Below are 24,059 nucleotides of genomic sequence, written 5' to 3' on the forward strand. Positions count from 1 at the left end.
AGATGGCGAAGAAGGCTCTGATTGCCAAGGCTGCTCGCAAGCCGAAGTTCGGTGTGCGTGGCTACACCCGCTGCCAGCGCTGTGGCCGCCCGCACTCCGTGTACCGCAAGTTCGGCCTCTGCCGCGTGTGCCTTCGTGAGATGGCTCACCGTGGCGAGCTGCCGGGCGTGACCAAGAGCTCCTGGTAGTCCCCTTACAGGGACTCCCCAGGGCTCTCGGTAAGCAACTGGGTCGGCAGGGGCCCACCCTCGCATGCCTTAGGCTTGTGGGGTTGGGCGCCTGTCGTGCCCATACGACTTACTACGCCGTAGGTCCACCGCGCCGCACCCGTCCCGTCTCGGATCGGGGAGAGGGATGGCGCACCAGGAAACCCCGGCGAGAGAGGCCGAAGGCCAATTCATGACCATGACTGATCCGATCGCAGACATGCTTACGCGTCTGCGGAACGCGAACTCGGCGTACCACGACTCCGTGACGATGCCGGCGTCCAAGATCAAGTCTCACATCGCGGAGATCCTCCAGCAGGAGGGCTTCATCACGGGCTGGAAGGTCGAGGACGCCGAGGTCGGCAAGAACCTCGTCCTGGAGCTGAAGTTCGGCCCCAACCGTGAGCGCTCCATCGCGGGCATCAAGCGGATCTCCAAGCCCGGTCTCCGGGTTTACGCGAAGTCCACCAACCTGCCGAAGGTGCTCGGCGGCCTGGGCGTGGCGATCATCTCCACGTCGCACGGGCTCCTCACCGACAAGCAGGCCGGCAAGAAGGGCGTGGGTGGGGAAGTCCTCGCCTACGTCTGGTAGCGGAAGGGAACGGAGGAAACAGCTATGTCGCGCATCGGCAAGCTCCCCATCGCGGTTCCCGCCGGCGTGGACGTCACCATCGACGGCCAGACGGTCTCGGTCAAGGGCCCCAAGGGCTCGCTGACCCACACCGTCGTGGCGCCGATCGAGATCGCCAAGGGTGAGGACGGCGTGCTCAACGTCACCCGCCCCAACGACGAGCGTCAGAACAAGGCCCTGCACGGCCTGTCCCGCACGCTGGTGGCGAACATGATCACCGGCGTGACCCAGGGTTACGTGAAGAAGCTCGAGATCAGCGGTGTCGGTTACCGCGTTGTCGCCAAGGGTTCGAACCTGGAGTTCTCCCTCGGCTACAGCCACCCGATCCTGGTCGAGGCCCCCGAGGGCATCACCTTCAAGGTCGAGGCCCCCACCCGTTTCTCGGTCGAGGGCATCGACAAGCAGAAGGTCGGCGAGGTCGCGGCCAACATCCGCAAGCTGCGCAAGCCCGACCCGTACAAGGCCAAGGGCGTCAAGTACGAGGGCGAAGTCATCCGCCGCAAGGTCGGAAAGGCGGGTAAGTAAGCCATGGCATACGGGCAGAAGATCCTCAAGGGCGACGCTTACAAGCGCGCCGCGATCAAGCGCCGTCACATCCGCATCCGCAAGCGTGTCGCGGGTACGGCGGAGCGTCCCCGTCTGGTCGTGACCCGCTCCAACCGCCACATCGTGGCGCAGGTCATCGACGACCTGAAGGGCCACACCGTGGCGTCGGCGTCCACCCTGGACACCTCGATCCGCGGTGGCGAGGGCGACAAGTCCGCGCAGGCCAAGCAGGTCGGTGCCCTGGTCGCCGAGCGCGCCAAGGCCGCCGGTGTCGAGGCCGTGGTGTTCGACCGTGGTGGTAACCAGTACGCCGGGCGCATCGCCGCCCTGGCGGACGCCGCCCGCGAGGCCGGGCTCAAGTTCTGAGCCGCTTGTAGCTAGCGGAAAGAGAGAGGTAATCCAATGGCTGGACCCCAGCGCCGCGGAAGCGGTGCCGGTGGCGGCGAGCGGCGGGACCGGAAGGGCCGTGACGGCGGCGCTGCTGCCGCCGAGAAGACCGCATACGTTGAGCGCGTCGTCGCGATCAACCGTGTCGCCAAGGTTGTGAAGGGTGGTCGTCGCTTCAGCTTCACCGCGCTGGTCGTGGTGGGCGACGGTGACGGCACCGTGGGTGTCGGTTACGGCAAGGCCAAGGAGGTGCCGGCCGCCATCGCCAAGGGTGTCGAGGAGGCCAAGAAGCACTTCTTCAAGGTCCCCCGTATCCAGGGCACCATCCCGCACCCGATCCAGGGTGAGAAGGCTGCCGGCGTCGTGCTGCTCAAGCCCGCGTCGCCCGGTACCGGTGTTATCGCCGGTGGTCCCGTGCGTGCCGTGCTCGAGTGCGCCGGTATCCACGACATCCTGTCGAAGTCGCTCGGCTCCGACAACGCGATCAACATCGTGCACGCGACCGTGGCGGCCCTCAAGGGCCTGCAGCGTCCCGAGGAGGTCGCGGCCCGCCGCGGTCTGCCGCTCGAGGACGTCGCCCCCGCGGCTCTTCTCCGTGCGCGTGCCGGGGCGGGTGCGTAATCATGGCGCAGCTCAAGATTACGCAGGTCAAGTCCTACATCGGCAGCAAGCAGAACCACCGTGACACCCTGCGTTCCCTTGGTCTCAAGGGCATCAACACGCAGGTCGTCAAGGAGGATCGTCCCGAGTTCCGCGGCATGGTGCACACCGTCCGCCACCTCGTGACGGTCGAGGAGGTCGACTGATCATGGCGGAGCAGAACCCGCTCAAGATCCACAACCTCCGTCCCGCCCCGGGCGCCAAGACCGCCAAGACCCGTGTGGGTCGTGGTGAGGCGTCGAAGGGTAAGACGGCCGGTCGTGGTACCAAGGGTACGAAGGCCCGCTACCAGGTTCCGGAGCGCTTCGAGGGTGGCCAGATGCCCCTCCACATGCGTCTTCCGAAGCTGAAGGGCTTCAAGAACCCGTTCAAGACCGAGTACCAGGTCGTGAACCTCGACAAGCTGGCCAAGCTCTACCCGCAGGGTGGCGAGGTCACGGTCGAGGACCTGGTGGCCAAGGGCGCCGTTCGCAAGAACAGCCTGGTCAAGGTCCTCGGCGAGGGCGAGATCTCCGTGGCGGTCGAGGTGAAGGTCGACAAGGCCTCCGCCTCCGCCAAGGAGAAGATCGCCGCCGCCGGCGGCAGCGTCACCGAGCTCGTCTGAACACCACAGGCGTCTCGATGACTTGAGCGATCCCGACCGGGGATACCCCACAAATGGGGTATCCCCGGTTGGTCGTTCCAAGGGCAGTGGTCTCGCCGGTAAGGTGACCGGAACTGCCCACTTTCACGGGTGTCACACATGGGGCACCCTGAGCGGCAGTTGACCGTTACTCATTAAGTCGTCAGTCGAACCTCAAGACCGTCACCCTTGACGCGCCAGCGCGGGGGTCGCAGGAGGCACCGTGCTCACCGCGTTCGCCCGGGCGTTCAAGACGCCCGACCTGCGCAAGAAGCTCCTCTTCACGCTCGGGATCATCGTCGTGTACCGCGTGGGTACGCACATCCCCATCCCGGGTGTCGACTACAAGAGCGTTCAAGAGTGTGTGGACCAGGCGTCCGGCAACCAGGGCCTCTTCGGTCTGGTCAACATGTTCAGCGGCGGCGCCCTGCTGCAGATCACGGTCTTCGCGCTCGGCATCATGCCGTACATCACGGCCAGCATCATTCTGCAGCTGCTGACCGTCGTGATCCCGCGCCTGGAAGCCCTGAAGAAGGAGGGCCAGGCCGGCACGGCGAAGATCACGCAGTACACCCGCTACCTGACCATGGCACTCGCCATCCTCCAGGGCACCGGCCTGGTGGCCACCGCGCGCAGCGGCGCCCTGTTCTCCGGCTGCACCGTCGCCGGCCAGATCGTTCCCGACCAGGCGATCTTCACCACCATCGTCATGGTGATCTGCATGACCGCCGGTACCGCCTGCGTCATGTGGCTCGGTGAGCTGATCACCGACCGCGGCATCGGCAACGGCATGTCGATCCTCATGTTCATCTCGATCGCCGCGACCTTCCCGTCCGCCCTGTGGGCCATCAAGACGCAGGGCTCGCTGGCCGACGGCTGGATCGAGTTCGGCACGGTCATCGCGGTCGGCCTGGTCATGGTCGGCCTGGTGGTCTTCGTCGAGCAGGCACAGCGCCGCATCCCCGTGCAGTACGCCAAGCGGATGATCGGCCGCCGTTCCTACGGCGGTACGTCCACGTACATCCCGCTCAAGGTGAACCAGGCGGGCGTGATCCCCGTCATCTTCGCGTCGTCGCTGCTGTACATCCCGGCTCTGATCGCCCAGTTCTCCAGCGGCACGTCCGGCTGGAAGACCTGGATCGAGGCCAACCTCGTCCAGGGCGATCACCCCATCTACATCACGCTTTACTTCTTGCTCATTGTTTTCTTCGCGTTCTTCTACGTGGCGATCTCCTTCAACCCCGAGGAAGTCGCGGACAACATGAAGAAGTATGGTGGCTTCATCCCGGGCATCCGGGCTGGCCGACCGACCGCTGAGTATCTGAGCTACGTACTCAACCGGATCACCTGGCCGGGTTCGCTGTATCTGGGTCTTATCGCTCTCGTGCCGACGATGGCGTTGGTTGGTTTCGGGGCAAACCAGAACTTCCCGTTCGGTGGTACCAGCATCCTGATCATCGTGGGTGTGGGACTGGAGACGGTGAAGCAGATCGAGAGCCAGCTCCAGCAGCGCAATTACGAAGGGTTCCTCCGCTGATGCGAATCGTCCTCGTCGGGCCGCCGGGTGCCGGTAAGGGAACGCAGGCCACCCGCCTTGCCGAGACGCTGCACATCCCGCACATCTCCACGGGTGATCTGTTCCGCGCCAACATCAGCCGGCAGACGGAGCTGGGCAAGCTCGCGAAGTCCTACATGGACGCGGGGAATCTCGTCCCCGACGAGGTCACCATCGCCATGGCGAAGGACCGCATGGAGCAGCCCGACGCCGAGGGCGGCTTCCTGCTGGACGGCTTCCCGCGCAACGTCTCCCAGGCGGAGGCGCTGGACGAGCTGCTCGAAACCGAGGACATGAAGCTCGACGCGGTGCTGGACCTGGAGGCGCCGGAGGAAGAGGTCGTCAAGCGCATCGCCGGACGGCGCGTGTGCCGCAACGACTCGTCGCACGTCTTCCACGTCACGTACAAGCAGCCGGCCAAGGAGGGCGTCTGCGACGTCTGCGGCGGGGAGCTGTACCAGCGGGACGACGACTCCGAGGAGACCGTGCGCAAGCGGCTGGAGGTCTACCACACGCAGACCGAGCCGATCATCGACTACTACAAGTCGCAGGGGCTGGTCGTGACCATCTCCGCGATGGGGGCGGTCGACGAGGTCACGGGGCGGGCGCTGGAGGCGCTCAAGCGGGACCAGTAGGTTTTACGTGCGTGCAGCCGCGGTCCGCCTTCCGGCGGGCCGCGGCTGTCGTATGGAGGGCGTCGCGCGGCCCGGCGCCGGCGGCGTACCGTCCGCGCCCATCCGTGCCGCCCGGCGGCACGGATGGGCGCGGATCGACGGCCCCGTATCGTTGAGGGTGTTCGTCCCCTTCCCCTGGTTGAGAGAGGCCGCAGGTTTTCCATGGTGCAGATCAAGAGTCCCGAGCAGATCGCCAAGATGCGTGAGGCGGGGCTGGTCGTCGCCGCCATTCACGCGGCCACGCGGGAGGCGGCCGTGCCCGGCGCCACCACCAAGGACCTGGACCAGGTCGCCCGCAAGGTGCTCGCGGAGCACGACGCCAAGCCGAACTTCCTCGGCTACGGCGGCTTCCCCGCGACGATCTGCACCTCGGTCAACGAGGTCGTCGTCCACGGCATCCCCTCCGACGAGGTCGTGCTGAAGGACGGGGACGTCATCTCCATCGACTGCGGCGCGATCATCGACGGCTGGCACGGTGACGCCGCCTACACGGCCTTCGTGGGCTCCGGTCACTCCCCGGAGCTGGTCGAGCTCTCCCGGGTGACCGAGGAGTCGATGTGGGCCGGGATCGCTGCCATGAAGCAGGGCAACCGGCTGGTCGACATCTCCCGGGCGGTCGAGACGTACATCCGCCGGCAGCCCAAGCCCGGCGGCGGCCGGTACGGGATCATCGAGGACTACGGCGGCCACGGCATCGGCACCGAGATGCACATGGACCCGCACCTGCTGAACTACGTCGACCGGCGCCGGGGCAAGGGGCCGAAGCTGGTCCCCGGGTTCTGCCTGGCCATCGAGCCGATGGTGTCGCTCGGCACCCCGCGGACACGGGTGCTGGAGGACGAGTGGACGGTCATCACGACCGACGGCACCTGGTCCTCGCACTGGGAGCACTCCGTCGCGCTCACCGAGCAGGGCCCCCTGGTGCTGACCGCCCCCGACGGCGGCAAGGCCAAGCTGGCGGAGCTGGGGATCACGGCCGCGCCCGACCCGCTCGCATAGTGATCTCCCCGGTGGGCCAGACTTCCTCGTTTCGCCTTTCCGGGGGTGCTGACGTAGACTGACTCGTCGGCTCTGGTGCACCCGCATGTCTGCATGCAGACGTGTGTAAGTGTCGCGGGAGTCGATCAAGGTAGTCGATTCGAAGGGCGAAGCGTGGCCAAGAAGCAGGGTGCCATCGAGATCGAGGGCACTGTCGTCGAGTCTCTGCCGAACGCCATGTTCAAGGTTGAGCTCCAGAACGGCCACCAGGTCCTGGCACACATCAGCGGCAAGATGCGTATGCACTACATCCGCATCCTCCCTGACGACCGGGTCGTGGTGGAGCTGTCTCCGTACGACCTGACGCGTGGCCGGATCGTCTACCGGTACAAGTAGATCTTGCCCACGTCCCGTGGCCGCCAGGCCGGGGGGCCGCCGGCAACTGACCCGGAGAACCTCACCCCATGAAGGTCAAGCCGAGCGTCAAGAAGATCTGCGACAAGTGCAGGGTGATCCGCCGTCACGGTCGGGTCATGGTCATCTGCGACAACCCGCGCCACAAGCAGCGCCAGGGCTGACGCAGAACCCTCCCTCCGCGATTCGCAGTACTTCGCGCGACGCGAGCTGAATATGTTCATACGCAGAACCCGGGCGCTCAGGCGCCCGACACCCCCGGTTCGGAGGCCGGGGACCCTGTTCGTACCTGGTACGGCGGGCGGGGAGCCGGTTCTGTGGAAGACCTCCGAAGATCACCAGGAGCCATTGAATGGCACGCGTTTCCGGTGTTGACATCCCGCGCGAAAAGCGCGTGGAGATCGCCCTCACCTACGTGTTCGGCATCGGCCGGACCCTCTCGCAGCAGACGCTCGCCGCGACCGGCGTGGACCCGAACACCCGTGTTCGGGACCTCTCCGAGGAGCAGCTCGTCGCGATCCGCGAGTACGTCGACAACAACATCAAGACCGAGGGTGACCTCCGTCGCGAGATCCAGGCCGACATCCGCCGCAAGGTCGAGATCGGCACCTACCAGGGTCTGCGTCACCGCCGTGGTCTGCCGGTGCGCGGTCAGCGCACCAGCACGAACGCTCGTACCCGCAAGGGCCCGCGTCGCGCCATCGCCGGTAAGAAGAAGCCGGGCAAGAAGTAGTCCTCAGCGGACAACGCTTCATCAGCGGTCTTCGCTGTAGGACCGACCACCTCCCCGTAGGAGTTACAGATGCCCCCCAAGGGACGTCAGGGCGCTGCCAAGAAGGTGCGCCGCAAGGAAAAGAAGAACGTCGCTCACGGCCACGCGCACATCAAGAGCACGTTCAACAACACGATCGTGTCCATCACGGACCCGACCGGCAACGTGATCTCCTGGGCCTCCGCCGGCCACGTCGGCTTCAAGGGCTCCCGGAAGTCCACGCCGTTCGCCGCGCAGATGGCCGCCGAGTCGGCTGCCCGTCGCGCGCAGGAGCACGGCATGCGCAAGGTCGACGTGTTCGTGAAGGGCCCGGGTTCCGGTCGTGAGACCGCGATCCGCTCCCTCCAGGCCACCGGTCTCGAGGTCGGCTCCATCCAGGACGTCACGCCGACCCCGCACAACGGCTGCCGTCCGCCGAAGCGCCGTCGCGTCTGACGTTCGCTTTTCGGCTTGCGGTTCCGGGCGGTACGGCTCCTTTCGGTCGTGCCGCCCGTACCCTTGCAGTACATGGTCGGGCGTCAAATAGCGGGCGCCCCTGACTGAAGGAACACACATGCTGATCGCTCAGCGTCCCTCGTTGACCGAAGAGGTCGTCGACGAATTCCGCTCCCGGTTCGTGATCGAGCCGCTGGAGCCGGGCTTCGGCTACACCCTCGGCAACTCCCTGCGTCGTACGCTCCTGTCGTCGATCCCCGGTGCGGCTGTCACCAGCATCCGGATCGATGGTGTCCTGCACGAGTTCACCACCGTGCCGGGCGTCAAGGAGGACGTCACCGACCTGATCCTCAACATCAAGCAGCTGGTCGTCTCCTCGGAGCACGACGAGCCGGTCGTGATGTACCTGCGCAAGCAGGGTCCGGGTCTGGTCACCGCCGCCGACATCGCGCCGCCGGCCGGTGTCGAGGTGCACAACCCCGACCTCGTCCTCGCCACGCTCAACGGCAAGGGCAAGCTGGAGATGGAGCTGACGGTCGAGCGTGGCCGCGGTTACGTCTCCGCCGTGCAGAACAAGCAGGTCGGCCAGGAGATCGGCCGTATCCCGGTCGACTCGATCTACTCGCCGGTGCTGAAGGTCACGTACAAGGTCGAGGCCACGCGTGTCGAGCAGCGCACCGACTTCGACAAGCTGATCGTCGACGTCGAGACCAAGCAGGCGATGCGTCCGCGTGACGCCATGGCCTCCGCCGGCAAGACCCTGGTCGAGCTGTTCGGTCTCGCCCGCGAGCTGAACATCGACGCCGAGGGCATCGACATGGGTCCGTCCCCGACGGACGCCGCGCTCGCCGCCGATCTGGCGCTGCCGATCGAGGAGCTGGAGCTCACCGTTCGGTCGTACAACTGCCTCAAGCGCGAGGGCATCCACTCCGTGGGTGAGCTGGTCGCGCGGTCCGAGGCGGACCTGCTCGACATCCGCAACTTCGGTGCGAAGTCGATCGACGAGGTCAAGGCCAAGCTCGCGGGCATGGGCCTGGCGCTGAAGGACTCGCCTCCCGGGTTCGACCCGACCGCCGCGGCCGACGCCTTCGGCGCGGACGACGACGCGGACGCCGGGTTCGTGGAGACCGAGCAGTACTGACGGTTGTGCCTTCCGGGGGACGTCCGCGTCCCCCGGATCTCCGACAGGCGACCGCCTGCTCGGATACTGACTCCGGTACCTGATACGGCCGGGGCAGACACCTAGGAGAAACATCATGCCTAAGCCCACCAAGGGTGCCCGTCTGGGCGGCAGTGCCGCGCACGAGAAGCTGCTGCTCGCGAACCTCGCGAAGTCGCTCTTCGAGCACGGCAAGATCACCACCACCGAGGCGAAGGCCCGCAAGCTGCGGCCGTACGCCGAGCGTCTGGTCACCAAGGCGAAGAAGGGCGACCTTCACAACCGCCGTCAGGTGCTCCAGGTGATCACGGACAAGAGCATCGTCCACACGCTCTTCACCGAGATCGGCCCGCGCTACGAGAACCGGCCGGGCGGCTACACGCGTATCACCAAGATCGGCAACCGCCGTGGTGACAACGCGCCCATGGCCGTCATCGAGCTGGTCGAGGCGCTGACGGTCGCCCAGGAGGCGACCGGTGAGGCCGAGGCCGCGACGAAGCGCGCGGCCAAGGACGCCGAGGCGGCCGAGGCCACCGAGGCGCCCGCCGAGGAGTCGAAGGACGCGTAAGCGTCTGCGGGGTTCTGTGCGGTTGGCGGCTGCGGCTCGTTCGTGGCTGGTCGCGCAGTTCCCCGCGCCCCTTGAGGGGCGTGTTGCGGGTCCGTTCCTTTTCGGAGGGGCGGGCCCGCTTTCGCGTGGGTGAAAGGATCTGGGTGTGAGCGATGGAGTAGCGGACGGGCACGTGCGGGTGCGGCTCGATCTGTCCTACGACGGGACCCACTTCTCCGGCTGGGCCAAGCAGGCCGGGGGGCGGCGGACCGTGCAGGGGGAGATCGAGGACGCGTTGCGGACGGTCACGCGGTCGGGGGAGCGGACGTACGAGCTGACCGTGGCCGGGCGGACGGACGCGGGGGTGCACGCGCGGGGGCAGGTCGCGCACGTCGATCTGCCGGCGGAGGTGTGGGACGAGCACCGGGAGAAGCTGCTCAAGCGGCTGGCCGGTCGGTTGCCGAAGGACGTGCGGGTGTGGTCGGCCGAGGAGGCGCCGGCGGGGTTCGACGCGCGGTTCTCCGCGGTGTGGCGGCGGTACGCGTACCGCGTCACCGACAACCCGGGCGGGGTCGACCCGCTGCTGCGGGGGCATGTGCTGTGGCACGACTGGCCGTTGGACGTCGACGCCATGAACGAGGCGGCGCGGGCGCTGCTGGGGGAGCACGACTTCGCTGCCTACTGCAAGCGGCGGGAGGGCGCCACCACCATCCGGACCTTGCAGGAGCTGAGCCTGGTGCGGGGGGCGGACGGGGTCGTCACCGCGACGGTGCGGGCCGACGCCTTCTGCCACAACATGGTGCGGTCGCTGATCGGGGCGCTGCTGTTCGTCGGGGACGGACACCGGGGGCCCGAGTGGCCGGGGAAGGTGCTGGCGGCCGGCGTGCGGGACTCGGCGGTGCACGTGGTGCGGCCGCACGGGCTGACGCTGGAGGAGGTCGGCTACCCGGCCGACGAACTGCTGGCGGCGCGGAACCTGGAGGCCCGGAACAAGCGGTCATTGCCCGGCAGGGCGGGCTGTGAAGCCTGCTAGTTCCACAGACTCTCCCTCCGCTGCCGGAGCGCCGTAGGCGGCGGGAGTCAGCCGCTCGCCGCCGCCGAGGCCTGTGCCTCCCCCCGTCGGTGGATCTGGCGGTAGGTGAACGTGCCCAGGTCGTCGCCGGTGCGGAAGACCGCCGTGTCCTGTTCCGTGACGTCCTTGCCGCCGGTGAAGCCGGCGACGGTGAAGTAGACGTAGCGGCCGTAGGAGTTGGTCGTGTTCCGGCAGACGGGGCCGTCGCAGAAGGAGGCGACGCCGCCGCCGGAGAGCGGCTTGACGATGCTCTTGGTGTCGGTCTGCGCCTTGGCCTGGGCCGCCTTCGCGGCGGTGTCGAAGACGGCGACGCCGACCGTGACCGCGATGTCGTCCTTGGTGTAGGTGACGCGCATCAGCCGGGTGCAGTCGTTGGCCTCCAGCACCTTCGGCAGCGTCTGCTGGGCGGCTGAGGAGCAGGTGGTGGTGTCGGCCGTCGGGCCCTTCTTGTAGACCGTCTCGCCCATGGTCAGCTGGGTGCCGGGGAAGAGGGTCTCCGGGCTGAGCGCGGCCGTGTCCTTCTTGGCGCTGGAGATGAAGTCCTTCGGGTCCAGCGGAGGCGGCGCGCTGGTCGGGGCGAACGACGGGGCCGCGGCCGACGCGCTCGGGATCTCGGCCGCGCTCGGCAGCTGGGACGTCGGCGAGTCCGACGCCTGGCCCGAGCCGTCCGCCGAGACGACGGCCACGGCGACGGCGGTCGCCACCGCCACGGTGGCCAGCGCCCCGCCGCCGATGAACAGCAGCCGGCGGCGCTTGGCGCGTGCCTCGGACGCCTCGGCCAGCGCGGCCCAGTCCGGGGTGTCACCACCCCCGCTGTTCCACGGCTGTTGCTGCTGTTGGGATTGCGGTGTCCAGGGATCCCACTGGGAGTCAGGTCCCCCCTGCCCAAAGCTCATGGGGCGCATCTTAGACGGGACAGATGGCGTGCTGGTCCGTGTCCACAGGGAGGGGAGCGCCTAGCGTTCCGGTCATGCGTACGGGCAAAAGTGACATCTCGGGGTGGTTGGGGCAGCCGGCGGGGCGGGCGGCGTGGGCGGTGCTCGTGGCGGTGCTGGGTGTTTTGGTGGTGCACACGGCACGGGTGACCTCGGACGGAGGGATGGACAACGCCATCGTCGTGCGGGCCGCCCGGGCCTGGCTGGCCGGCGGCGATCCCTATGACGATCCCCACTTCCTCTATTTCCCGAGCGCGGTCCTGGCCGCCGTACCGCAGGCCCTGCTGCCGCCGGCGGTGCTGCGGTGGGCGGTGCCGCTCGTGGTCGCCGGGCTGCTGGCGCTGGGCTGGGCGTGTGCGCTGCGGCTGCACGGGGTGGCGCGGGGCAGCCGGCTCGCCGTCCTGGGGCTGACCGGGCTCGCGGCGGGGTTCGCGCCGTTCGCGCACCTGGTGCGGCTGGGCAACTGGACCGTCACGGCGGCCCTCGCCCTGCCGCTCTGCCTGCTCCTCGCGCACCGGGGCCGGTGGGCCGCGGCGGGCGCGGTGCTCGGCGCCGCCGTCGCGCTGAAGCCGCTGCTCGTCCCGGCCGCCCTGCTCTTCCTGCTGGCCGGGAGGTGGCGGGCGCTGGCGGCGGCCGTCCTGGTGCCGGCCCTCGCCTCCGGGGCGGCGGCGCTGCTGATGCCCGACCCGGCCGGCTTCTTCACTCGCACTCTCCCTTTCCTGCTGAGCGGCGACGACGGCTTCGTGCGGCTCTACGAGGCGTCCCCGGCCGCCGTGCTGCCCCGGCTCGGCGTGCCCGCGCCGCTCGCCCAGGGGGCGGCCGTCCTGGCGGCGGGCGCCGGGGTGCTGTGCGCCCGGGGGCGCTGGCGGCGCGGTGACCCCGGGCCGCTGCGGTACGCCGAGACCGCCGCCGGCCTGATGCTCTCGGCGTTCCTGGTCTCCCGCCCGTCCTACGACCACTATCTGCTGGTCGTCGTGCCCCTGCTGCTCGCCGGGCTGCCGTACGGCGGCTCGGTCGCCCGGCGCCCCGGCTTCTGGGTCGCGCTGGTGCCGCAGCTGCCCGGGGTGACCTGGCCCTGGCTGGAGACGGGGCGGCGGCGGGCCTTCAGGGACGCGTTCACGCTGGGTGCGCTGGCGGTGACGGTGGCGGCGCAGGCCCGGGGCCGCCGGGCGCCTCAGGTTCGGGAGGGCGGTGCCGTCCGGTCACGTACGCTGGAGATGGACAGCGGTTCCGGGCGACCCTCGTTTTGACCCTTCTGGGGGCACACCGGTATCCTGCATGTTCGTTGTGTATTGGCTTGCTCATTCTCACGGGACGGGCCCTTACACCGGTCCACCGGGCCGATGACCAGCGACCCACGTACGCGGTATGCGTCGCCGCAGTGCGGTCCAGGCTGTCGTGATCGTTTCGGTGACCTGTTCAGGACCATTCACTCGAAGCGAAGGCTACGAACCGTGCGTACGTACAGCCCCAAGCCCGGCGATGTGACGCGCCAGTGGCACGTCATCGACGCTCAGGACGTCGTCCTGGGCCGTCTGGCCTCCACCGCGGCCTCCATCCTGCGTGGCAAGCACAAGCCGATCTACGCGCCCCACGTCGACACCGGTGACTTCGTCATCATCATCAACGCCGACAAGGTGCACCTCTCCGGCAACAAGCGGACCCAGAAGATGGCCTACCGCCACTCCGGCTACCCGGGCGGTCTGCGCTCCGTCCGCTACGACGAGCTCCTGGACAAGAACCCGGAGAAGGCCATCGAGAAGGCCGTCAAGGGCATGCTCCCCAAGAACACGCTGGGCCGTCAGATGCTCTCGAAGCTGAAGGTCTACAAGGGTGACCAGCACCCGCACGGCGCGCAGCAGCCGCAGCCGTTCGAGATCACCCAGGTCGCGCAGTAAGTCCGGCCACCCCCAAGACTGAACAGAATCTTCTGAGGAGAATCGTGGCCGAGACCACTGCCGAGCAGCCGCTCGAAGAGCTTGACATCGACAGCTACACCACCGAGTCCGAGGTGCCCGTCGAGGGCGAGTACACCTCCGAGTCGATGGCCTCCCGCTTCGGCGAGCCCCAGCCGGCCGCCGGCCTGGGCCGCCGCAAGAACGCCATCGCCCGTGTCCGGATCGTCCCGGGCACCGGCAAGTGGAAGATCAACGGCCGCACCCTTGAGGACTACTTCCCCAACAAGGTGCACCAGCAGGAAGTCAACGAGCCCTTCAAGGTGCTCGAGCTGGACGACCGCTACGACGTCATCGCCCGGATCTCCGGCGGCGGCGTCTCCGGCCAGGCCGGTGCCCTCCGTCTCGGTGTCGCCCGCGCGCTGAACGAGGCCGACGTGGACAACAACCGCGGCGCCCTCAAGAAGGCCGGCTTCCTGCGCCGCGACGACCGCGCGGTCGAGCGGAAGAAGGCCGGTCTGAAGAAGGCCCGCAAGGCTCCGCAGTACAGCAAGCGCTAAACCCCACGCGCCTGCGCGTACTCCGAACGCCCCGGCGGCACGCCACTTGTGCCTCCGGGGCGTTCGTTTATCCACAGCCGGGGGCGTATAACGGCACAAGACGCTCAAAGGCTTATGTGATCGGATGTCGGTTCGGGTGTCGGTGCGGTGTGCATCTGACGATTCCTCAGGAGGACAAGTGGGACGACTCTTCGGCACGGACGGCGTGCGCGGTGTCGCCAACGCGGATCTGACGGCCGAGATGGCGCTCGGCCTCTCCGTCGCCGCGGCGCACGTACTGGCCGAGGCGGGCACGTTCGAGGGGCACCGGCCGACCGCCGTGGTCGGACGTGATCCGCGGGCGTCCGGCGAATTCCTGGAGGCCGCCGTCGTCGCGGGCCTGGCCAGCGCCGGTGTCGACGTGCTGCGGGTCGGTGTGCTGCCGACGCCCGCGGTCGCCCACCTCACCGGCGCGCTCGGCGCCGACCTCGGGGTGATGCTCTCCGCGAGCCACAACGCCATGCCCGACAACGGGATCAAGTTCTTCGCCCGCGGCGGCCACAAACTCGCCGACGAGCTGGAGGACCGCATCGAGTCCGTCTACGCCGAGCACCGCACCGGGGCGCCCTGGGACCGGCCGACCGGGGCCGGCGTAGGCCGGGTGCGGGAGTACAAGGAGGGGCTCGACCAGTACGTCGCCCACCTCGTCGGCGTGCTGCCGAACCGGCTGGACGGGCTGAAGATCGTCCTCGACGAGGCGCACGGCGCGGCCTGGCGGGTCTCGCCGGAGGCGTTCGCGCGGGCCGGCGCCGAGATCGTCACCATCGGTGCCGAACCGGACGGCCTCAACATCAACGACGGCTGCGGCTCCACCCACCTGGACCTGCTGAAGGCCGCCGTCGTGGAGCACGGCGCCGACCTCGGCATCGCGCACGACGGCGACGCCGACCGCTGCCTGGCCGTGGACCACACCGGCGCGGAGGTGGACGGCGACCAGATCCTCGCCGTGCTGGCCCTGGCGATGCGGGAGCGCTCCGCGCTGCGCTCGGACACGGTGGTCGCGACCGTCATGTCCAACCTCGGCTTCAAGCTGGCCATGGAGCGCGAGGGCATCCAGTTCGTGCAGACCGCGGTCGGCGACCGGTACGTGCTGGAGGCGATGAAGCAGCACGGGTACGCCCTCGGCGGCGAGCAGTCCGGGCACGTGATCGTGCTGGACCACGCCACCACCGGCGACGGCACCCTGACCGGGCTGCTGCTGGCGGCGCGGGTCGCGCAGTCCGGACGTACGCTGCGGGAGCTGGCCTCCGTCATGGAGCGGCTGCCGCAGGTGCTGATCAATGTGCCCGATGTGGACAAGTCCCGGGTGAAGACCTCCGCCGAGCTGGCCACGGCGGTCGCCGAGGCGGAACGCGACCTGGGCTCCACCGGGCGGGTGCTCCTGCGTCCCTCCGGGACGGAGCCGCTGGTGCGGGTCATGGTCGAGGCGGCCGACATCGAGCAGGCGCGGGCCGTGGCGGGGCGGTTGGCGGATTCGGTGAAGTCGGCGCTCGGCTAGCGGTCCGCGCCGGGTACGGGGCGAGGCGCTGTGGGGTGCGGGGCGGGGGCGGGCGGCCTGACGTGTGGCTCCCCGTACGCCGTGTGCCCCGGACACCCGTCCGTACCCGTCGGGCGGACCGCCCGTCACGCCATCCGGAAACCCGCGGGCCCTCGCACCGCGGCGGCGGCGAGTTCCCCGACCCGGGCGGCGGGCACGGGCACACCGGGCGCCTGCTGGACCCAGGCCACGAACTCGGTGACCGTGAGGCCGGACGGCGGCTGACCCACGTACGGGAGGGCGTACAGCGGGGTGTTGGGTTCGCTGCGCCAGCTGTCGGCCAGGGGGCCGAGGTCCACCGTGTCGAAGCCGAGGACGTCCAGCAGGCCGGCCACCTCCTTCTTGGCCCCCGGATCGTCGCCGGACAGGGGTAGCGCGGTGCGGTCGGGGGCTCCGGCCGGGCGGAACAGCTCCAGCAACTGCTTGGGGCCGATGTTGTGCAACGCCTTCACCACCCGGGCGTCCGCCAGATGGCGCTGCACCAGTTCGCTGGAGGTCAGCTCGTCGCGGTCGAGTTCAGGCACGCGGAAACCGGGATACAGCGCGTAGTTCATCGGGTCGATCACGGTCTTGCCGGCCAGCTCCGCCCGGGGCAACCGCTGGTGGGCGGCGAGCGGTACGGCGGCGAGGACCAGGTCACCGGCGCTCGCCGCCTCCGCCGGGGTGGCCGCGCGGGCCCGCTCACCGAGCTCCGCTACGACACCGGCCAGCGTCTCGGGGCCGCGCGAGTTGCTCAGTACGACGTTCAGGCCGGCGTCGACGGCGCGGCGGGCGGCCCCGAGGCCGACCATGCCGGTGCCGATGACACCGAGGGTTGTTGCGCTCACTGTGCTGTCCGTTCTGTGCTGCGTTCGCTTGTCCCCATCACAGCCCGAGTGACCTGCGCGAACAATGACCAGAAACGCTCCGCTGCGATCACATCGTGTGATAGATCGGGGTGATGGAACTGAGGGCGTTGCAGTACTTCGTCACCGTCTCCGAGGAACTGCACTTCGGGCGCGCGGCGCAACGGCTGGGCATAGTGCAGCCGGCGGTGAGCCAGCAGATCGCCCGGCTGGAACGCGAGCTGGGCGTGCGGCTGCTCGACCGCACGTCGCGCCGGGTACAACTCACCCCGGCCGGCGAACGCGTGCTCGCCGCGGCCCGCGAGGCCCTCGCCGCGGCGGCCCGGGTGCGGGTGGTCGCCTCGGAACCGGCGGCCGTCCTGCGGATCGGGGTGGCGTCCTGCGCCACCCGGCGGATCGACCGGGCGGTGCGCCGCCTGAGCGACGGCGAACGCCCCGCCGAGCCGAGACTGGTCGATCTGCCGGTGGCCGCGCGACTCGACGCCGTCCGCGACGGAGAGCTGGACCTGGCGCTGGTGCGGGGCGCGCTCACCTCCACGGCGGTGCCGGTAGTGCGAGCCGTGCGGGCCTGGTCAGAGCCGCTGTACGCGGTGATCGGGCGGGAACACCCCGCCGCCCGCAGGCCCGCGGTCAGCCTGCGCGACCTCGATCCGCGCGGTCTGCGGCTGCCGGCCCGCGACAGCGACCCGCCGCTGCACGACGCGATCCTCGCCGCCCTGCCCGTGGCTCCGCTCCGGCCGCCCGCCGGGGACCTGCTCAACGTACTGTTCGAGGTGGGCCGGGACACCGAGGGCTGGACACTGGTGCCGGCCGAGCAGTTCGACGGGTCCCGCTCCGAGCGGCTGCTGCGGATGCCGCTCGACCCGCCGGTGACCGTCGACGGCCACGTCGTCGCCTCACGGGCCACCCCGGAGCCGTGCATGGCGTCGTACGTGGCCGCGTTCGCGGATTGAACTCCAGGGCGGACCCGCACGGACCGTGTGACGCGCGAGCCGGTTGTGCATCGGTGCGCACTGGTGTGAACCGGTGCTAGCCCGGCCGGTCAGGGACGCCGTCCGGGCCGACGCTTCATGGCGGCCCACAGGGTCTTCTGGAGGAGCAGGGTCAGGGTGCCGGCGACGATGATGCCCACCAGGTTCAGCAGGAGCTGTTCCGTGGAGCGCCAGCCCTGGACGGCGTCGCCGTAGATCAGGGCCACGGCCGCGTTCGCGGCGGCCGGGACCGTGGTGACCGAGATGGCCACGCCGACCAGGGCGCCCGACTTCGCGGAGGTCAGGGAGAGCATGCCGGCGGCGCCGGCCAGGACCGCCACCACGAACGAGAACCAGTCCGGGGCGTAGACGAACCCGGTGTTGGGCCGTTCGCCCTCCAGCTTCGCCTCGGTGAACAGGCCGACGGAGTCCATGAACAGGCTGAAGGCCGCCGTCACCGCCATGGCGACCGCGAAGCCCGCCAGCAGGGCGACGGCCGAGCGCAGCGCCAGGCGCGGGGCGCGCTGGACGGCGGCGGTGCAGATGCCGGCCAGCGGGCCGAACTCCGGCCCGACCGCCATCGCGCCGACGATCAGGATCGCGTTGTCCAGCACCACACCGCAGGCCGCGATCATCGTGGCGAGCGTGATGAAGGCGACGTAGGTGACCGAGAGGGTCGACTCCTCGTGGGTCGCCTCCTGGAGCTGCTCCCACAGCACCGCGTCCGCCGCCTCGCCCGGCGCCTCCTTCTCGGCCCGGTCGGCGTACTCGGACAGCGACAGGTCGATGTCCTCGGCGGTGATGGCGCCGTGGCGCTGCAGGCCCAGCCGGCGCAGCCGGCCGATGAGGTCGTCGCCCGCCTCCCGCGCCACGTCGCACATCACCACGTCCCCGGCGGGGGAGCGGGCGGCCCCGGGGAGGACGACCAGGTGGGCGGTGCCGACGGTCGTGTCGAGGAGACGGACCACCTCGTCGGTCTGCTCGGGCGGGGTGATCAGGCGCAGATGCAGCATGCGGCCTATTGAACCGTCGGACGACCCCGGGTGAGGTCACAGTTTGCGCAGGTGCAGCCGCTGCACCTTGTGGTCCGGGCCCTTGCGCAGGATCAGGGTGGCGCGGCCCCGGGTGGGGGCGACGTTCTCGATCAGGTTGGGCTTGTTGATGGTGCGCCAGGTGGTGCGGGCGTAGTCGAGGGCCTCCTCCTCCGACACCTGGGTGTACTTGCGGAAGTAGGAGGAGGGGTTCTGGAAGGCGGTCGCGCGCAGCTTCTTGAAGCGGTTGAGGTACCAGCTCTCGATGTCCTCGGGGCGGGCGTCGACGTACACGCTGAAGTCGAAGTAGTCGGCGAGGCCGACCCTGGTGCGGCCGTCCTTGCCGGGGAGGGCGGGCTGGAGGACGTTGAGGCCCTCGACGATCAGGATGTCCGGGCGGCGGACGGTCAGCTTCTCGCCGGGGACGATGTCGTAGATCAGGTGGGAGTAGACGGGCGCCGTCACCTCCGCCTTGCCGGCCTTGATGTCGGCGACGAAGCGGGTCAGCGCGCGGCGGTCGTACGACTCGGGGAAACCTTTCCGCGCCATCAGGCCGCGCGCCTCCAGCTCCCGGGTCGGCAGCAGGAACCCGTCGGTGGTGACCAGCTCGACGCGCGGGTGCTCGGGCCAGCGGGAGAGCAGCGCCTGGAGGAGGCGGGCGACGGTGGACTTGCCGACCGCGACCGAGCCGGCCACGCCTATGACGAAAGGGGTGCCGGACTGGGAGCCCTGTTCGCCGAGGAAGGTGTTGAGCGCGCCGCGCAGGCCGTCGGTGGCGCCGACGTAGAGGTTGAGCAGCCGGGAGAGCGGGAGGTAGATGTCCCGCACCTCGTCGAGGTCGATGACGTCACCGAGGCCGCGCAGCTTCTCCACCTCCTCGGCGGTGAGCGGCAGCGGCGTCTTCTCACGCAGCGCGCTCCACTCGGCACGGGTGAGGTCGACGTAGGGAGTCGCCTCCGGCCTGGGCCGGTGGGCGCTCCGGGGGGTCGAGGGGACGGCCGAAGGGGCCGTCGAAGGGACCGGAGAGATCACAGTCCATTGTTAACGGAGTTTGAACGGGGTGCAGGGTGGGGTCGGTCACGTCGCCCGGCCGGAGCCCATGCGGGCCGACGCGGGCCGGGCAGCCGTGGGAATTTCCGATATCGGGCACGATCCGGCAGGTTCGTGATCGGATCTGACCGTAGGCTGCCGATCATGTGCGGAATCGTGGGATATGTGGGAACGCAGTCGGCGCTCGACGTCGTGATGGCCGGGCTGAAGCGACTGGAGTACCGGGGATACGACTCGGCGGGCGTCGCCGTGCTCGCGGACGGCGGCCTCGCCACCGCCAAGCGGGCCGGCAAGCTCGTCAACCTGGAGAAGGAGCTGGCCGAGCATCCGCTGCCGGCCGGGACCACCGGCATCGGCCACACCCGGTGGGCCACGCACGGCGGCCCCACCGACGCCAACGCCCATCCGCACCTGGACAACGCGGGCCGGGTCGCGGTCGTGCACAACGGCATCATCGAGAACTTCGCCGCGCTGCGGGCCGAGCTGACCGAGCGCGGTCACGGTCTCGTCTCCGAGACGGACACCGAGGTCGTCGCCCATCTGCTCGCCGAGGAGTACTCGGCCTGCGCCGACCTGGCGGAGGCGATGCGGCTGGTGTGCCGGCGCCTTGAGGGCGCGTTCACGCTGGTCGCGACGCACGCGGACGAGCCGGACGTGGTGGTCGGCGCCCGCCGCAACTCGCCGCTGGTGGTCGGGGTGGGCGAGGGCGAGTCCTTCCTCGCCTCCGACGTGGCGGCGTTCATCGCGCACACCCGCGAGGCCCTCGAACTCGGCCAGGACCAGGTGGTCGAGCTGCGCCGGGACGGCGTCACGGTGACCGGCTTCGACGGCTCCCCGGCCGACGTCCGCGCCTACCACGTCGACTGGGACGCCTCCGCCGCCGAGAAGGACGGTCACGCCTCCTTCATGCTCAAGGAGATCGCCGAACAGCCGAAGGCGGTCGCCGACACGCTGCTGGGCCGCATCGACGCGGCGGGCTCCCTGACGCTGGACGAGGTGCGGATCCCGGCGGGGGAGCTGCGCGAGACGGACAAGGTCGTCATCGTCGCGTGCGGTACGGCCTTCCACGCCGGGCTGATCGCCAAGTACGCGATCGAGCACTGGACGCGGATTCCGTGTGAGGTCGAGCTGGCGAGTGAGTTCCGCTATCGCGACCCCATCCTCGACTCCCGGTCACTGGTCATCGCCATCTCCCAGTCCGGCGAGACCATGGACACGCTGATGGCCCTGCGGCACGCCCGCGAACAGGGCTCCAAGGTGCTGGCCATCTGCAACACCAACGGTTCGACGATCCCCCGCGAATCCGACGCCGTGCTCTACACGCACGCCGGTCCGGAGGTCGCCGTCGCCTCGACCAAGGCGTTCCTGACCCAGCTGGTCGCCTGCTACCTGGTCGCGCTGTACCTGGGTCAGGTGCGCGGCACCAAGTGGGGGGACGAGATCCGGGCGGTGATCCGGGACCTGGCGGGCATCGGGGAGGCGGTCGGCCGGGTGCTGGGCACCATGGAGCCGGTACGCGAACTGGCGCGCACGCTCGCCGGGAAGGACACGGTGCTGTTCCTGGGGCGGCACGTGGGCTATCCGGTCGCGCTGGAAGGCGCGCTCAAGCTGAAGGAACTGGCCTACATGCACGCCGAGGGCTTCGCGGCGGGCGAGCTGAAGCACGGGCCGATCGCGCTGATCGAGGAGGACGTGCCGGTCGTCGTGGTGGTGCCGTCCCCGCGCGGGCGCTCGGTCCTGCACGACAAGATCGTCTCCAACATCCAGGAGATCCGCGCCCGGGGCGCCCGCACCATCGTCATCGCCGAGGAGGGCGACGACGCGGTGACGCCGTACGCCGACCACCTGATCCGGGTACCGGTCACACCGACGCTCCTCCAGCCCCTGGTGGCGACGGTGCCGCTGCAGGTCTTCGCCTGCGAACTGGCGACGGCCCGGGGCAACGAGGTGGATCAGCCCCGGAACCTGGCGAAGTCGGTGACGGTGGAGTGAGCTTTCAGCGCCTGGAGGAAGGGGGCGAAGGCGGCGGGCGGGAAGGTGAGGGTGGCGTGGGCGGGGTTCTTGGAGTCGCGGACGGCTACGCGGGGGTGGGCGGTGGCTATCTCCACGCAAGAGCTGCCGTCGCCGGCACTGGAGCAGGAGGATTTACGCCAGTGGTCGAGGGCGATCACGAGACGCTCACACTTCCTTGGTCAGGCGGTGTATGAAGTCACGCGAACGCGTTGGGTCCAGCGACGCGGCTTCCAGCCTACGTAGCGGCGTTCGAGGAGGTAGCTGAGCTGGGCTCGTGAGGTGGCGCGGTCGCCGACCTGAGTGCGCAATGCCGCTTCGTGGATGATCGCTTCGTATGGTGTGGGCTCGTCGCCCCCGAGGATCACTTTCCGCCGCATCCTGTGCCGGACACGCAGTTCGAGATCTTCGTCGGGCAGTTCAGGAATGTTGTCGGTGTAGATGGCGCGGGCGTAGTTCTCTGTCAGAAGAGGGCCGGGGATATACAGAACTTGGCATGCTGTCCCAGCTCGGCGAGGTCCAGGAACGGTGTGAGCAGCAGTCCTCGGTACTCCTCCCACCAGCCGCGCGTTCGATCGGTCGCCATGGCGACCAAGGCGTCGATCAGTGCTTGGTCTGTGCAGGAGTAGCTGCCTGCGAGGCGGCGCAGGCGCTTCTCGCTGACCCCTGCCAGACCCATCTCGATCTGGCTGATCTGTGCGGGACCCACTCCCAGCAGTGCCGCCGCCTCGCGGGTCGCGAGCCCTGTCGCCCGCCTCGACGACTGGCTCGCCCGTGCCGTGACCGCCGAGCAGGCGGAGGAGCTCTTCGGTGCGGAGGAGGAGCAGGGCGCCCCGTAGGGTGCCCGCATGAGCATCATCGGGGTCGGGATCGACGTGGCGGAGATCGAGCGGTTCGCGGTGTCGCTGGAGCGTACGCCCGCGTTGGCCGAGCGGCTCTTCCTGGAGAGCGAGCTGCTGCTGCCGGGCGGTGCGCGGCGTGGGGTCGCCTCCCTGGCCGCTCGGTTCGCGGCGAAGGAGGCGCTGGCCAAGGCGCTGGGGGCGCCGGCCGGACTGCTCTGGACCGACGCCGAGGTCTACGTCGAGGACAGCGGGCGGCCCCGGCTGCGGGTGAGGGGGACGGTGGCGGCGCGCGCCGCCGAGCTGGGCGTGACCTCGTGGCACGTGTCGCTGAGCCATGACGCCGGGGTGGCGTCGGCCGTGGTGATCGCGGAGGGGTGAACCCCGGGTCTCAGTCCTGCGTCGGGCGGACCCTGACGTGCATGCGCTCGCCCTGGGCGCCGTACAGCGCGATCCACTCCACCGGGCGGTCGCCCGCGTTGGCCAGGCCGTGCGGGACGCGGGTGTCGAACTCCGCCGACTCGCCCGCCGCGAGGACCAGATCGTGGTCGCCGAGGGCGAGGAGCAGGCGGCCGGAGAGGACGTACAGCCACTCGTGCCCCTCGTGGGAGCCCTGCTCGGGGCGGCTGGTGCGCGGGCCGGCCGGGGCCGGGAGGATCTGCTTGTAGGCGTGCAGGCCGCCGAGGTGCGGGGCCGGAGTGAGGGGGATCCAGGTCTGGCCGTGGCGGACGAAGGGCCGGGGGTGGACGCGGGGGTCGCCGGTGCGGGAGCCGACCAGGTCGTCCAGGGAGACGCGGAACACCTCGGCCAGCGGCAGCAGATGACGCAGGGTCGGCTCGCGTTGTCCCGACTCCAGCCGGGACAGCGTGCTCACGGAGATGCCGGTGGCCGCGCCGAGCTGGGCCAGCGTGGTGCCGCGGGTCTGGCGCAGGGCGCGCAGGCGGGGGCCGAAGCCGGTCAGTACCGCCGCCGGACCGCTCTCCTCACGCGGGTCGTTCACGGGGCGCGATGCCGGTGAGGATGAGGTCGATGCCGGCCAGGAACTCCACCCGGTCGTCGTGGCGGGGCAGGTCGCCCGCGATGTCCCGGACGAACCGGTACTCCTCGGGGTCGAGGTCCGCCCAGGCCGCCGCCATCGTGGTCAGGAACTCGGTGCGGTCGGTGCCCGGCTCGACCGCGCGGGCGTTGGCCGCGTTCTGGCCGGCCACTCCGACGACGTAGTTCAGCAGCGCGGACGCGGCCGTGAACTGGACGGCGCGGGGTACGCCGAGCGCCTGGACCTGGCGGCCGAGGCGTTCGAAGATCCGCAGGATCGGCGCGTCCATGTCCATGGAGGAGCGGGCGAGCTGTGTGCCGACCCACGGATGGGCGTCGATCGCGTCGAACACGCCGAGCGCGGTGGCGCGGATGGCGTCCTGCGGGGTGGTGTCGGCGGCGGCGGGGGGTACGGCGGCGGCGACCACGGCGTCGGTGGCGGCGTGCAGGAGTTCGTCCTTGCCGGTGACGTGCCAGTAGATCGCGCCGGGCCCGGTGGCGAGCCGCTCGGCGAGGGCGCGGAAGGTGAGCCCGCCCTCGCCCGCCGTGTCGAGCAGCTCGATCGCGGCCTCGACGATGCGCTCGCGGGAGAGCGGGTGCTCGCGGCGGCGCTCGGGGCGGCGGGTCCTGGTTGCTGCCATGCGGCCATTGTGA

General features: G+C 69.7%; 31 protein-coding genes and 1 pseudogene. 24 read left to right on the forward strand and 8 right to left on the reverse strand.

Going from position 1 to position 24,059, the window contains the following annotated elements:
• The first annotated feature begins 2 nt into the window (after nt 1–2).
• From J7I94_RS14070 to truA, 17 genes are all read left to right on the forward strand, one after another.
• The gene (locus J7I94_RS14070) at nt 3–188 is read left to right on the forward strand and encodes a type Z 30S ribosomal protein S14 (protein WP_003948630.1); all 186 of its coding nucleotides are present in this window, start codon (nt 3–5) and stop codon (nt 186–188) included.
• Between the two features lie 211 nt (nt 189–399).
• Entirely contained in the window at nt 400–798 is a 399-nt protein-coding gene (gene rpsH / locus J7I94_RS14075) for a 30S ribosomal protein S8 (RefSeq protein WP_007384075.1), read from the forward strand.
• Nucleotides 799–822: 24 nt separating this feature from the next.
• Nucleotides 823–1,362, forward strand: coding sequence for a 50S ribosomal protein L6 (rplF, locus tag J7I94_RS14080; RefSeq protein WP_215167410.1), 540 nt, complete (start codon nt 823–825; stop codon nt 1,360–1,362).
• 3 nt (nt 1,363–1,365) lie between these two features.
• Nucleotides 1,366–1,749 carry a 50S ribosomal protein L18 gene (gene rplR, locus J7I94_RS14085; protein WP_215167411.1) on the forward strand — a complete coding sequence of 128 codons (384 nt, stop codon included), beginning with the start codon at nt 1,366–1,368 and terminating at the stop codon, nt 1,747–1,749.
• Between the two features lie 36 nt (nt 1,750–1,785).
• Nucleotides 1,786–2,391, forward strand: a complete 606-nt coding sequence (gene rpsE, locus J7I94_RS14090; RefSeq protein ID WP_108014598.1) for a 30S ribosomal protein S5 — start codon at nt 1,786–1,788, stop codon at nt 2,389–2,391.
• A gap of 2 nt (nt 2,392–2,393) precedes the next feature.
• Nucleotides 2,394–2,576: a 50S ribosomal protein L30 gene (gene rpmD / locus J7I94_RS14095; protein WP_003974250.1), complete on the forward strand. Its 183-nt coding sequence runs from the start codon at nt 2,394–2,396 to the stop codon at nt 2,574–2,576.
• A 2-nt stretch (nt 2,577–2,578) separates the two neighbouring features.
• Nucleotides 2,579–3,034, forward strand: coding sequence for a 50S ribosomal protein L15 (rplO, locus tag J7I94_RS14100; protein ID WP_189417905.1), 456 nt, complete (start codon nt 2,579–2,581; stop codon nt 3,032–3,034).
• 241 nt (nt 3,035–3,275) lie between these two features.
• Nucleotides 3,276–4,589 carry a preprotein translocase subunit SecY gene (gene secY, locus J7I94_RS14105; protein ID WP_215167412.1) on the forward strand — a complete coding sequence of 438 codons (1,314 nt, stop codon included), beginning with the start codon at nt 3,276–3,278 and terminating at the stop codon, nt 4,587–4,589.
• Nucleotides 4,589–5,242, forward strand: a complete 654-nt coding sequence (locus tag J7I94_RS14110) for an adenylate kinase (protein ID WP_215167413.1) — start codon at nt 4,589–4,591, stop codon at nt 5,240–5,242. The genes secY and J7I94_RS14110 overlap by 1 nt, the downstream gene beginning before the upstream one ends.
• 201 nt (nt 5,243–5,443) lie before the next feature.
• Nucleotides 5,444–6,280, forward strand: a complete 837-nt coding sequence (gene map, locus J7I94_RS14115) for a type I methionyl aminopeptidase (protein WP_215167414.1) — start codon at nt 5,444–5,446, stop codon at nt 6,278–6,280.
• A 153-nt stretch (nt 6,281–6,433) separates the two neighbouring features.
• Entirely contained in the window at nt 6,434–6,655 is a 222-nt protein-coding gene (gene infA, locus J7I94_RS14120; RefSeq protein ID WP_003948620.1) for a translation initiation factor IF-1, read from the forward strand.
• Nucleotides 6,656–6,723: 68 nt separating this feature from the next.
• Complete coding sequence (gene rpmJ / locus J7I94_RS14125; RefSeq protein WP_003974245.1) at nt 6,724–6,837, forward strand: 50S ribosomal protein L36; 114 nt, start codon at nt 6,724–6,726, stop codon at nt 6,835–6,837.
• Nucleotides 6,838–7,025: 188 nt separating this feature from the next.
• Nucleotides 7,026–7,406: a 30S ribosomal protein S13 gene (rpsM, locus tag J7I94_RS14130; RefSeq protein WP_004984507.1), complete on the forward strand. Its 381-nt coding sequence runs from the start codon at nt 7,026–7,028 to the stop codon at nt 7,404–7,406.
• A 69-nt stretch (nt 7,407–7,475) separates the two neighbouring features.
• The gene (gene rpsK / locus J7I94_RS14135) at nt 7,476–7,880 is read left to right on the forward strand and encodes a 30S ribosomal protein S11 (protein ID WP_003948617.1); all 405 of its coding nucleotides are present in this window, start codon (nt 7,476–7,478) and stop codon (nt 7,878–7,880) included.
• A 118-nt stretch (nt 7,881–7,998) separates the two neighbouring features.
• On the forward strand, nt 7,999–9,021 hold the full coding sequence (locus tag J7I94_RS14140; protein WP_003966937.1) for a DNA-directed RNA polymerase subunit alpha: 1,023 nt from the start codon (nt 7,999–8,001) through the stop codon (nt 9,019–9,021).
• A gap of 115 nt (nt 9,022–9,136) precedes the next feature.
• Nucleotides 9,137–9,607 (forward strand): 50S ribosomal protein L17, encoded by a 471-nt coding sequence (gene rplQ / locus J7I94_RS14145; RefSeq protein ID WP_215167415.1) that lies wholly within the window; start codon nt 9,137–9,139, stop codon nt 9,605–9,607.
• 145 nt (nt 9,608–9,752) lie between these two features.
• The gene (truA, locus tag J7I94_RS14150) at nt 9,753–10,619 is read left to right on the forward strand and encodes a tRNA pseudouridine(38-40) synthase TruA (RefSeq protein ID WP_215167416.1); all 867 of its coding nucleotides are present in this window, start codon (nt 9,753–9,755) and stop codon (nt 10,617–10,619) included.
• Between the two features lie 47 nt (nt 10,620–10,666).
• Here the strand turns inward: truA and J7I94_RS14155 are convergent, their stop codons facing one another.
• On the reverse strand, nt 10,667–11,554 hold the full coding sequence (locus J7I94_RS14155) for a hypothetical protein (protein ID WP_215167417.1): 888 nt from the start codon (nt 11,552–11,554) through the stop codon (nt 10,667–10,669).
• A gap of 74 nt (nt 11,555–11,628) precedes the next feature.
• On the opposite strand from J7I94_RS14155, the gene J7I94_RS14160 reads away from it, so the two are divergent.
• The 4 genes from J7I94_RS14160 (at nt 11,629) to glmM (ending at nt 15,585) form a co-directional block, all read left to right on the forward strand.
• Nucleotides 11,629–12,843 carry a glycosyltransferase 87 family protein gene (locus tag J7I94_RS14160; protein WP_215167418.1) on the forward strand — a complete coding sequence of 405 codons (1,215 nt, stop codon included), beginning with the start codon at nt 11,629–11,631 and terminating at the stop codon, nt 12,841–12,843.
• Nucleotides 12,844–13,047: 204 nt separating this feature from the next.
• Nucleotides 13,048–13,491 carry a 50S ribosomal protein L13 gene (gene rplM / locus J7I94_RS14165; protein ID WP_055632362.1) on the forward strand — a complete coding sequence of 148 codons (444 nt, stop codon included), beginning with the start codon at nt 13,048–13,050 and terminating at the stop codon, nt 13,489–13,491.
• 44 nt (nt 13,492–13,535) lie between these two features.
• The gene (gene rpsI / locus J7I94_RS14170) at nt 13,536–14,048 is read left to right on the forward strand and encodes a 30S ribosomal protein S9 (RefSeq protein WP_215167419.1); all 513 of its coding nucleotides are present in this window, start codon (nt 13,536–13,538) and stop codon (nt 14,046–14,048) included.
• Between the two features lie 178 nt (nt 14,049–14,226).
• Nucleotides 14,227–15,585, forward strand: a complete 1,359-nt coding sequence (gene glmM, locus J7I94_RS14175; protein ID WP_215167420.1) for a phosphoglucosamine mutase — start codon at nt 14,227–14,229, stop codon at nt 15,583–15,585.
• A 125-nt stretch (nt 15,586–15,710) separates the two neighbouring features.
• Here the strand turns inward: glmM and J7I94_RS14180 are convergent, their stop codons facing one another.
• Nucleotides 15,711–16,451: an NADPH-dependent F420 reductase gene (locus tag J7I94_RS14180; RefSeq protein ID WP_215167421.1), complete on the reverse strand. Its 741-nt coding sequence runs from the start codon at nt 16,449–16,451 to the stop codon at nt 15,711–15,713.
• A gap of 113 nt (nt 16,452–16,564) precedes the next feature.
• Here J7I94_RS14180 and J7I94_RS14185 point away from each other — a divergent pair, with 113 nt between their 5' ends.
• The gene (locus J7I94_RS14185; protein WP_215167485.1) at nt 16,565–17,422 is read left to right on the forward strand and encodes a LysR family transcriptional regulator; all 858 of its coding nucleotides are present in this window, start codon (nt 16,565–16,567) and stop codon (nt 17,420–17,422) included.
• An 89-nt stretch (nt 17,423–17,511) separates the two neighbouring features.
• On the opposite strand, the gene J7I94_RS14190 is transcribed toward J7I94_RS14185, so the two are convergent.
• Together J7I94_RS14190 and coaA are read right to left on the reverse strand one after the other, a co-directional pair.
• Nucleotides 17,512–18,453, reverse strand: coding sequence for a DUF389 domain-containing protein (locus tag J7I94_RS14190; RefSeq protein WP_215167422.1), 942 nt, complete (start codon nt 18,451–18,453; stop codon nt 17,512–17,514).
• Nucleotides 18,454–18,489: 36 nt separating this feature from the next.
• A complete protein-coding gene (gene coaA / locus J7I94_RS14195; protein WP_374198385.1) occupies nt 18,490–19,500 on the reverse strand; it encodes a type I pantothenate kinase in 1,011 nt (336 codons plus the stop codon).
• A 165-nt stretch (nt 19,501–19,665) separates the two neighbouring features.
• Here coaA and glmS point away from each other — a divergent pair, with 165 nt between their 5' ends.
• Nucleotides 19,666–21,513 (forward strand): glutamine--fructose-6-phosphate transaminase (isomerizing), encoded by a 1,848-nt coding sequence (gene glmS / locus J7I94_RS14200; RefSeq protein ID WP_215167424.1) that lies wholly within the window; start codon nt 19,666–19,668, stop codon nt 21,511–21,513.
• Here glmS and J7I94_RS14205 read toward each other — a convergent pair.
• Nucleotides 21,474–21,692 carry a DUF397 domain-containing protein gene (locus J7I94_RS14205; RefSeq protein WP_215167425.1) on the reverse strand — a complete coding sequence of 73 codons (219 nt, stop codon included), beginning with the start codon at nt 21,690–21,692 and terminating at the stop codon, nt 21,474–21,476. The two genes, glmS and J7I94_RS14205, sit on opposite strands and share 40 nt — an antisense overlap.
• 90 nt (nt 21,693–21,782) lie before the next feature.
• Nucleotides 21,783–22,288: pseudogene (locus J7I94_RS14210) on the reverse strand (Scr1 family TA system antitoxin-like transcriptional regulator); the annotation flags it as partial.
• Nucleotides 22,289–22,379: 91 nt separating this feature from the next.
• Between J7I94_RS14210 and J7I94_RS14215 the strand changes: the two are divergent.
• Complete coding sequence (locus J7I94_RS14215; protein ID WP_215167426.1) at nt 22,380–22,751, forward strand: holo-ACP synthase; 372 nt, start codon at nt 22,380–22,382, stop codon at nt 22,749–22,751.
• A gap of 10 nt (nt 22,752–22,761) precedes the next feature.
• Here J7I94_RS14215 and J7I94_RS14220 read toward each other — a convergent pair whose 3' ends face one another.
• Together J7I94_RS14220 and J7I94_RS14225 are read right to left on the reverse strand one after the other, a co-directional pair.
• Entirely contained in the window at nt 22,762–23,370 is a 609-nt protein-coding gene (locus J7I94_RS14220; RefSeq protein WP_215167427.1) for a helix-turn-helix domain-containing protein, read from the reverse strand.
• Nucleotides 23,354–24,046, reverse strand: coding sequence for a TetR/AcrR family transcriptional regulator (locus tag J7I94_RS14225; RefSeq protein WP_215167428.1), 693 nt, complete (start codon nt 24,044–24,046; stop codon nt 23,354–23,356). The genes J7I94_RS14220 and J7I94_RS14225 overlap by 17 nt, the downstream gene beginning before the upstream one ends.
• Nucleotides 24,047–24,059: the final 13 nt, after the last annotated feature.

The organism is Streptomyces sp. ISL-12 (assembly GCF_018614415.1).
Lineage (GTDB): Bacteria > Actinomycetota > Actinomycetes > Streptomycetales > Streptomycetaceae > Streptomyces.

Excerpts from the sequence above, each read along its gene's own strand:
- J7I94_RS14070 (WP_003948630.1), top strand. The coding sequence starts at position 3 with ATGGCGAAGAAGGCTCTGATTGCCAAGGCTGCTCGCAAGCCGAAGTTC.
- rpsH (WP_007384075.1), top strand. The coding sequence starts at position 400 with ATGACCATGACTGATCCGATCGCAGACATGCTTACGCGTCTGCGGAAC.
- rplF (WP_215167410.1), top strand. The coding sequence starts at position 823 with ATGTCGCGCATCGGCAAGCTCCCCATCGCGGTTCCCGCCGGCGTGGAC.
- rplR (WP_215167411.1), top strand. The coding sequence starts at position 1,366 with ATGGCATACGGGCAGAAGATCCTCAAGGGCGACGCTTACAAGCGCGCC.
- rpsE (WP_108014598.1), top strand. The coding sequence starts at position 1,786 with ATGGCTGGACCCCAGCGCCGCGGAAGCGGTGCCGGTGGCGGCGAGCGG.
- rpmD (WP_003974250.1), top strand. The coding sequence starts at position 2,394 with ATGGCGCAGCTCAAGATTACGCAGGTCAAGTCCTACATCGGCAGCAAG.
- rplO (WP_189417905.1), top strand. The coding sequence starts at position 2,579 with ATGGCGGAGCAGAACCCGCTCAAGATCCACAACCTCCGTCCCGCCCCG.
- J7I94_RS14110 (WP_215167413.1), top strand. The coding sequence starts at position 4,589 with ATGCGAATCGTCCTCGTCGGGCCGCCGGGTGCCGGTAAGGGAACGCAG.
- map (WP_215167414.1), top strand. The coding sequence starts at position 5,444 with ATGGTGCAGATCAAGAGTCCCGAGCAGATCGCCAAGATGCGTGAGGCG.
- rpmJ (WP_003974245.1), top strand. The coding sequence starts at position 6,724 with ATGAAGGTCAAGCCGAGCGTCAAGAAGATCTGCGACAAGTGCAGGGTG.
- rpsM (WP_004984507.1), top strand. The coding sequence starts at position 7,026 with ATGGCACGCGTTTCCGGTGTTGACATCCCGCGCGAAAAGCGCGTGGAG.
- rpsK (WP_003948617.1), top strand. The coding sequence starts at position 7,476 with ATGCCCCCCAAGGGACGTCAGGGCGCTGCCAAGAAGGTGCGCCGCAAG.
- J7I94_RS14140 (WP_003966937.1), top strand. The coding sequence starts at position 7,999 with ATGCTGATCGCTCAGCGTCCCTCGTTGACCGAAGAGGTCGTCGACGAA.
- rplQ (WP_215167415.1), top strand. The coding sequence starts at position 9,137 with ATGCCTAAGCCCACCAAGGGTGCCCGTCTGGGCGGCAGTGCCGCGCAC.
- J7I94_RS14155 (WP_215167417.1), bottom strand. The coding sequence starts at position 11,554 with ATGAGCTTTGGGCAGGGGGGACCTGACTCCCAGTGGGATCCCTGGACA.
- J7I94_RS14160 (WP_215167418.1), top strand. The coding sequence starts at position 11,629 with ATGCGTACGGGCAAAAGTGACATCTCGGGGTGGTTGGGGCAGCCGGCG.
- J7I94_RS14185 (WP_215167485.1), top strand. The coding sequence starts at position 16,565 with ATGGAACTGAGGGCGTTGCAGTACTTCGTCACCGTCTCCGAGGAACTG.
- J7I94_RS14190 (WP_215167422.1), bottom strand. The coding sequence starts at position 18,453 with ATGCTGCATCTGCGCCTGATCACCCCGCCCGAGCAGACCGACGAGGTG.
- glmS (WP_215167424.1), top strand. The coding sequence starts at position 19,666 with ATGTGCGGAATCGTGGGATATGTGGGAACGCAGTCGGCGCTCGACGTC.
- J7I94_RS14215 (WP_215167426.1), top strand. The coding sequence starts at position 22,380 with ATGAGCATCATCGGGGTCGGGATCGACGTGGCGGAGATCGAGCGGTTC.
- J7I94_RS14225 (WP_215167428.1), bottom strand. The coding sequence starts at position 24,046 with ATGGCAGCAACCAGGACCCGCCGCCCCGAGCGCCGCCGCGAGCACCCG.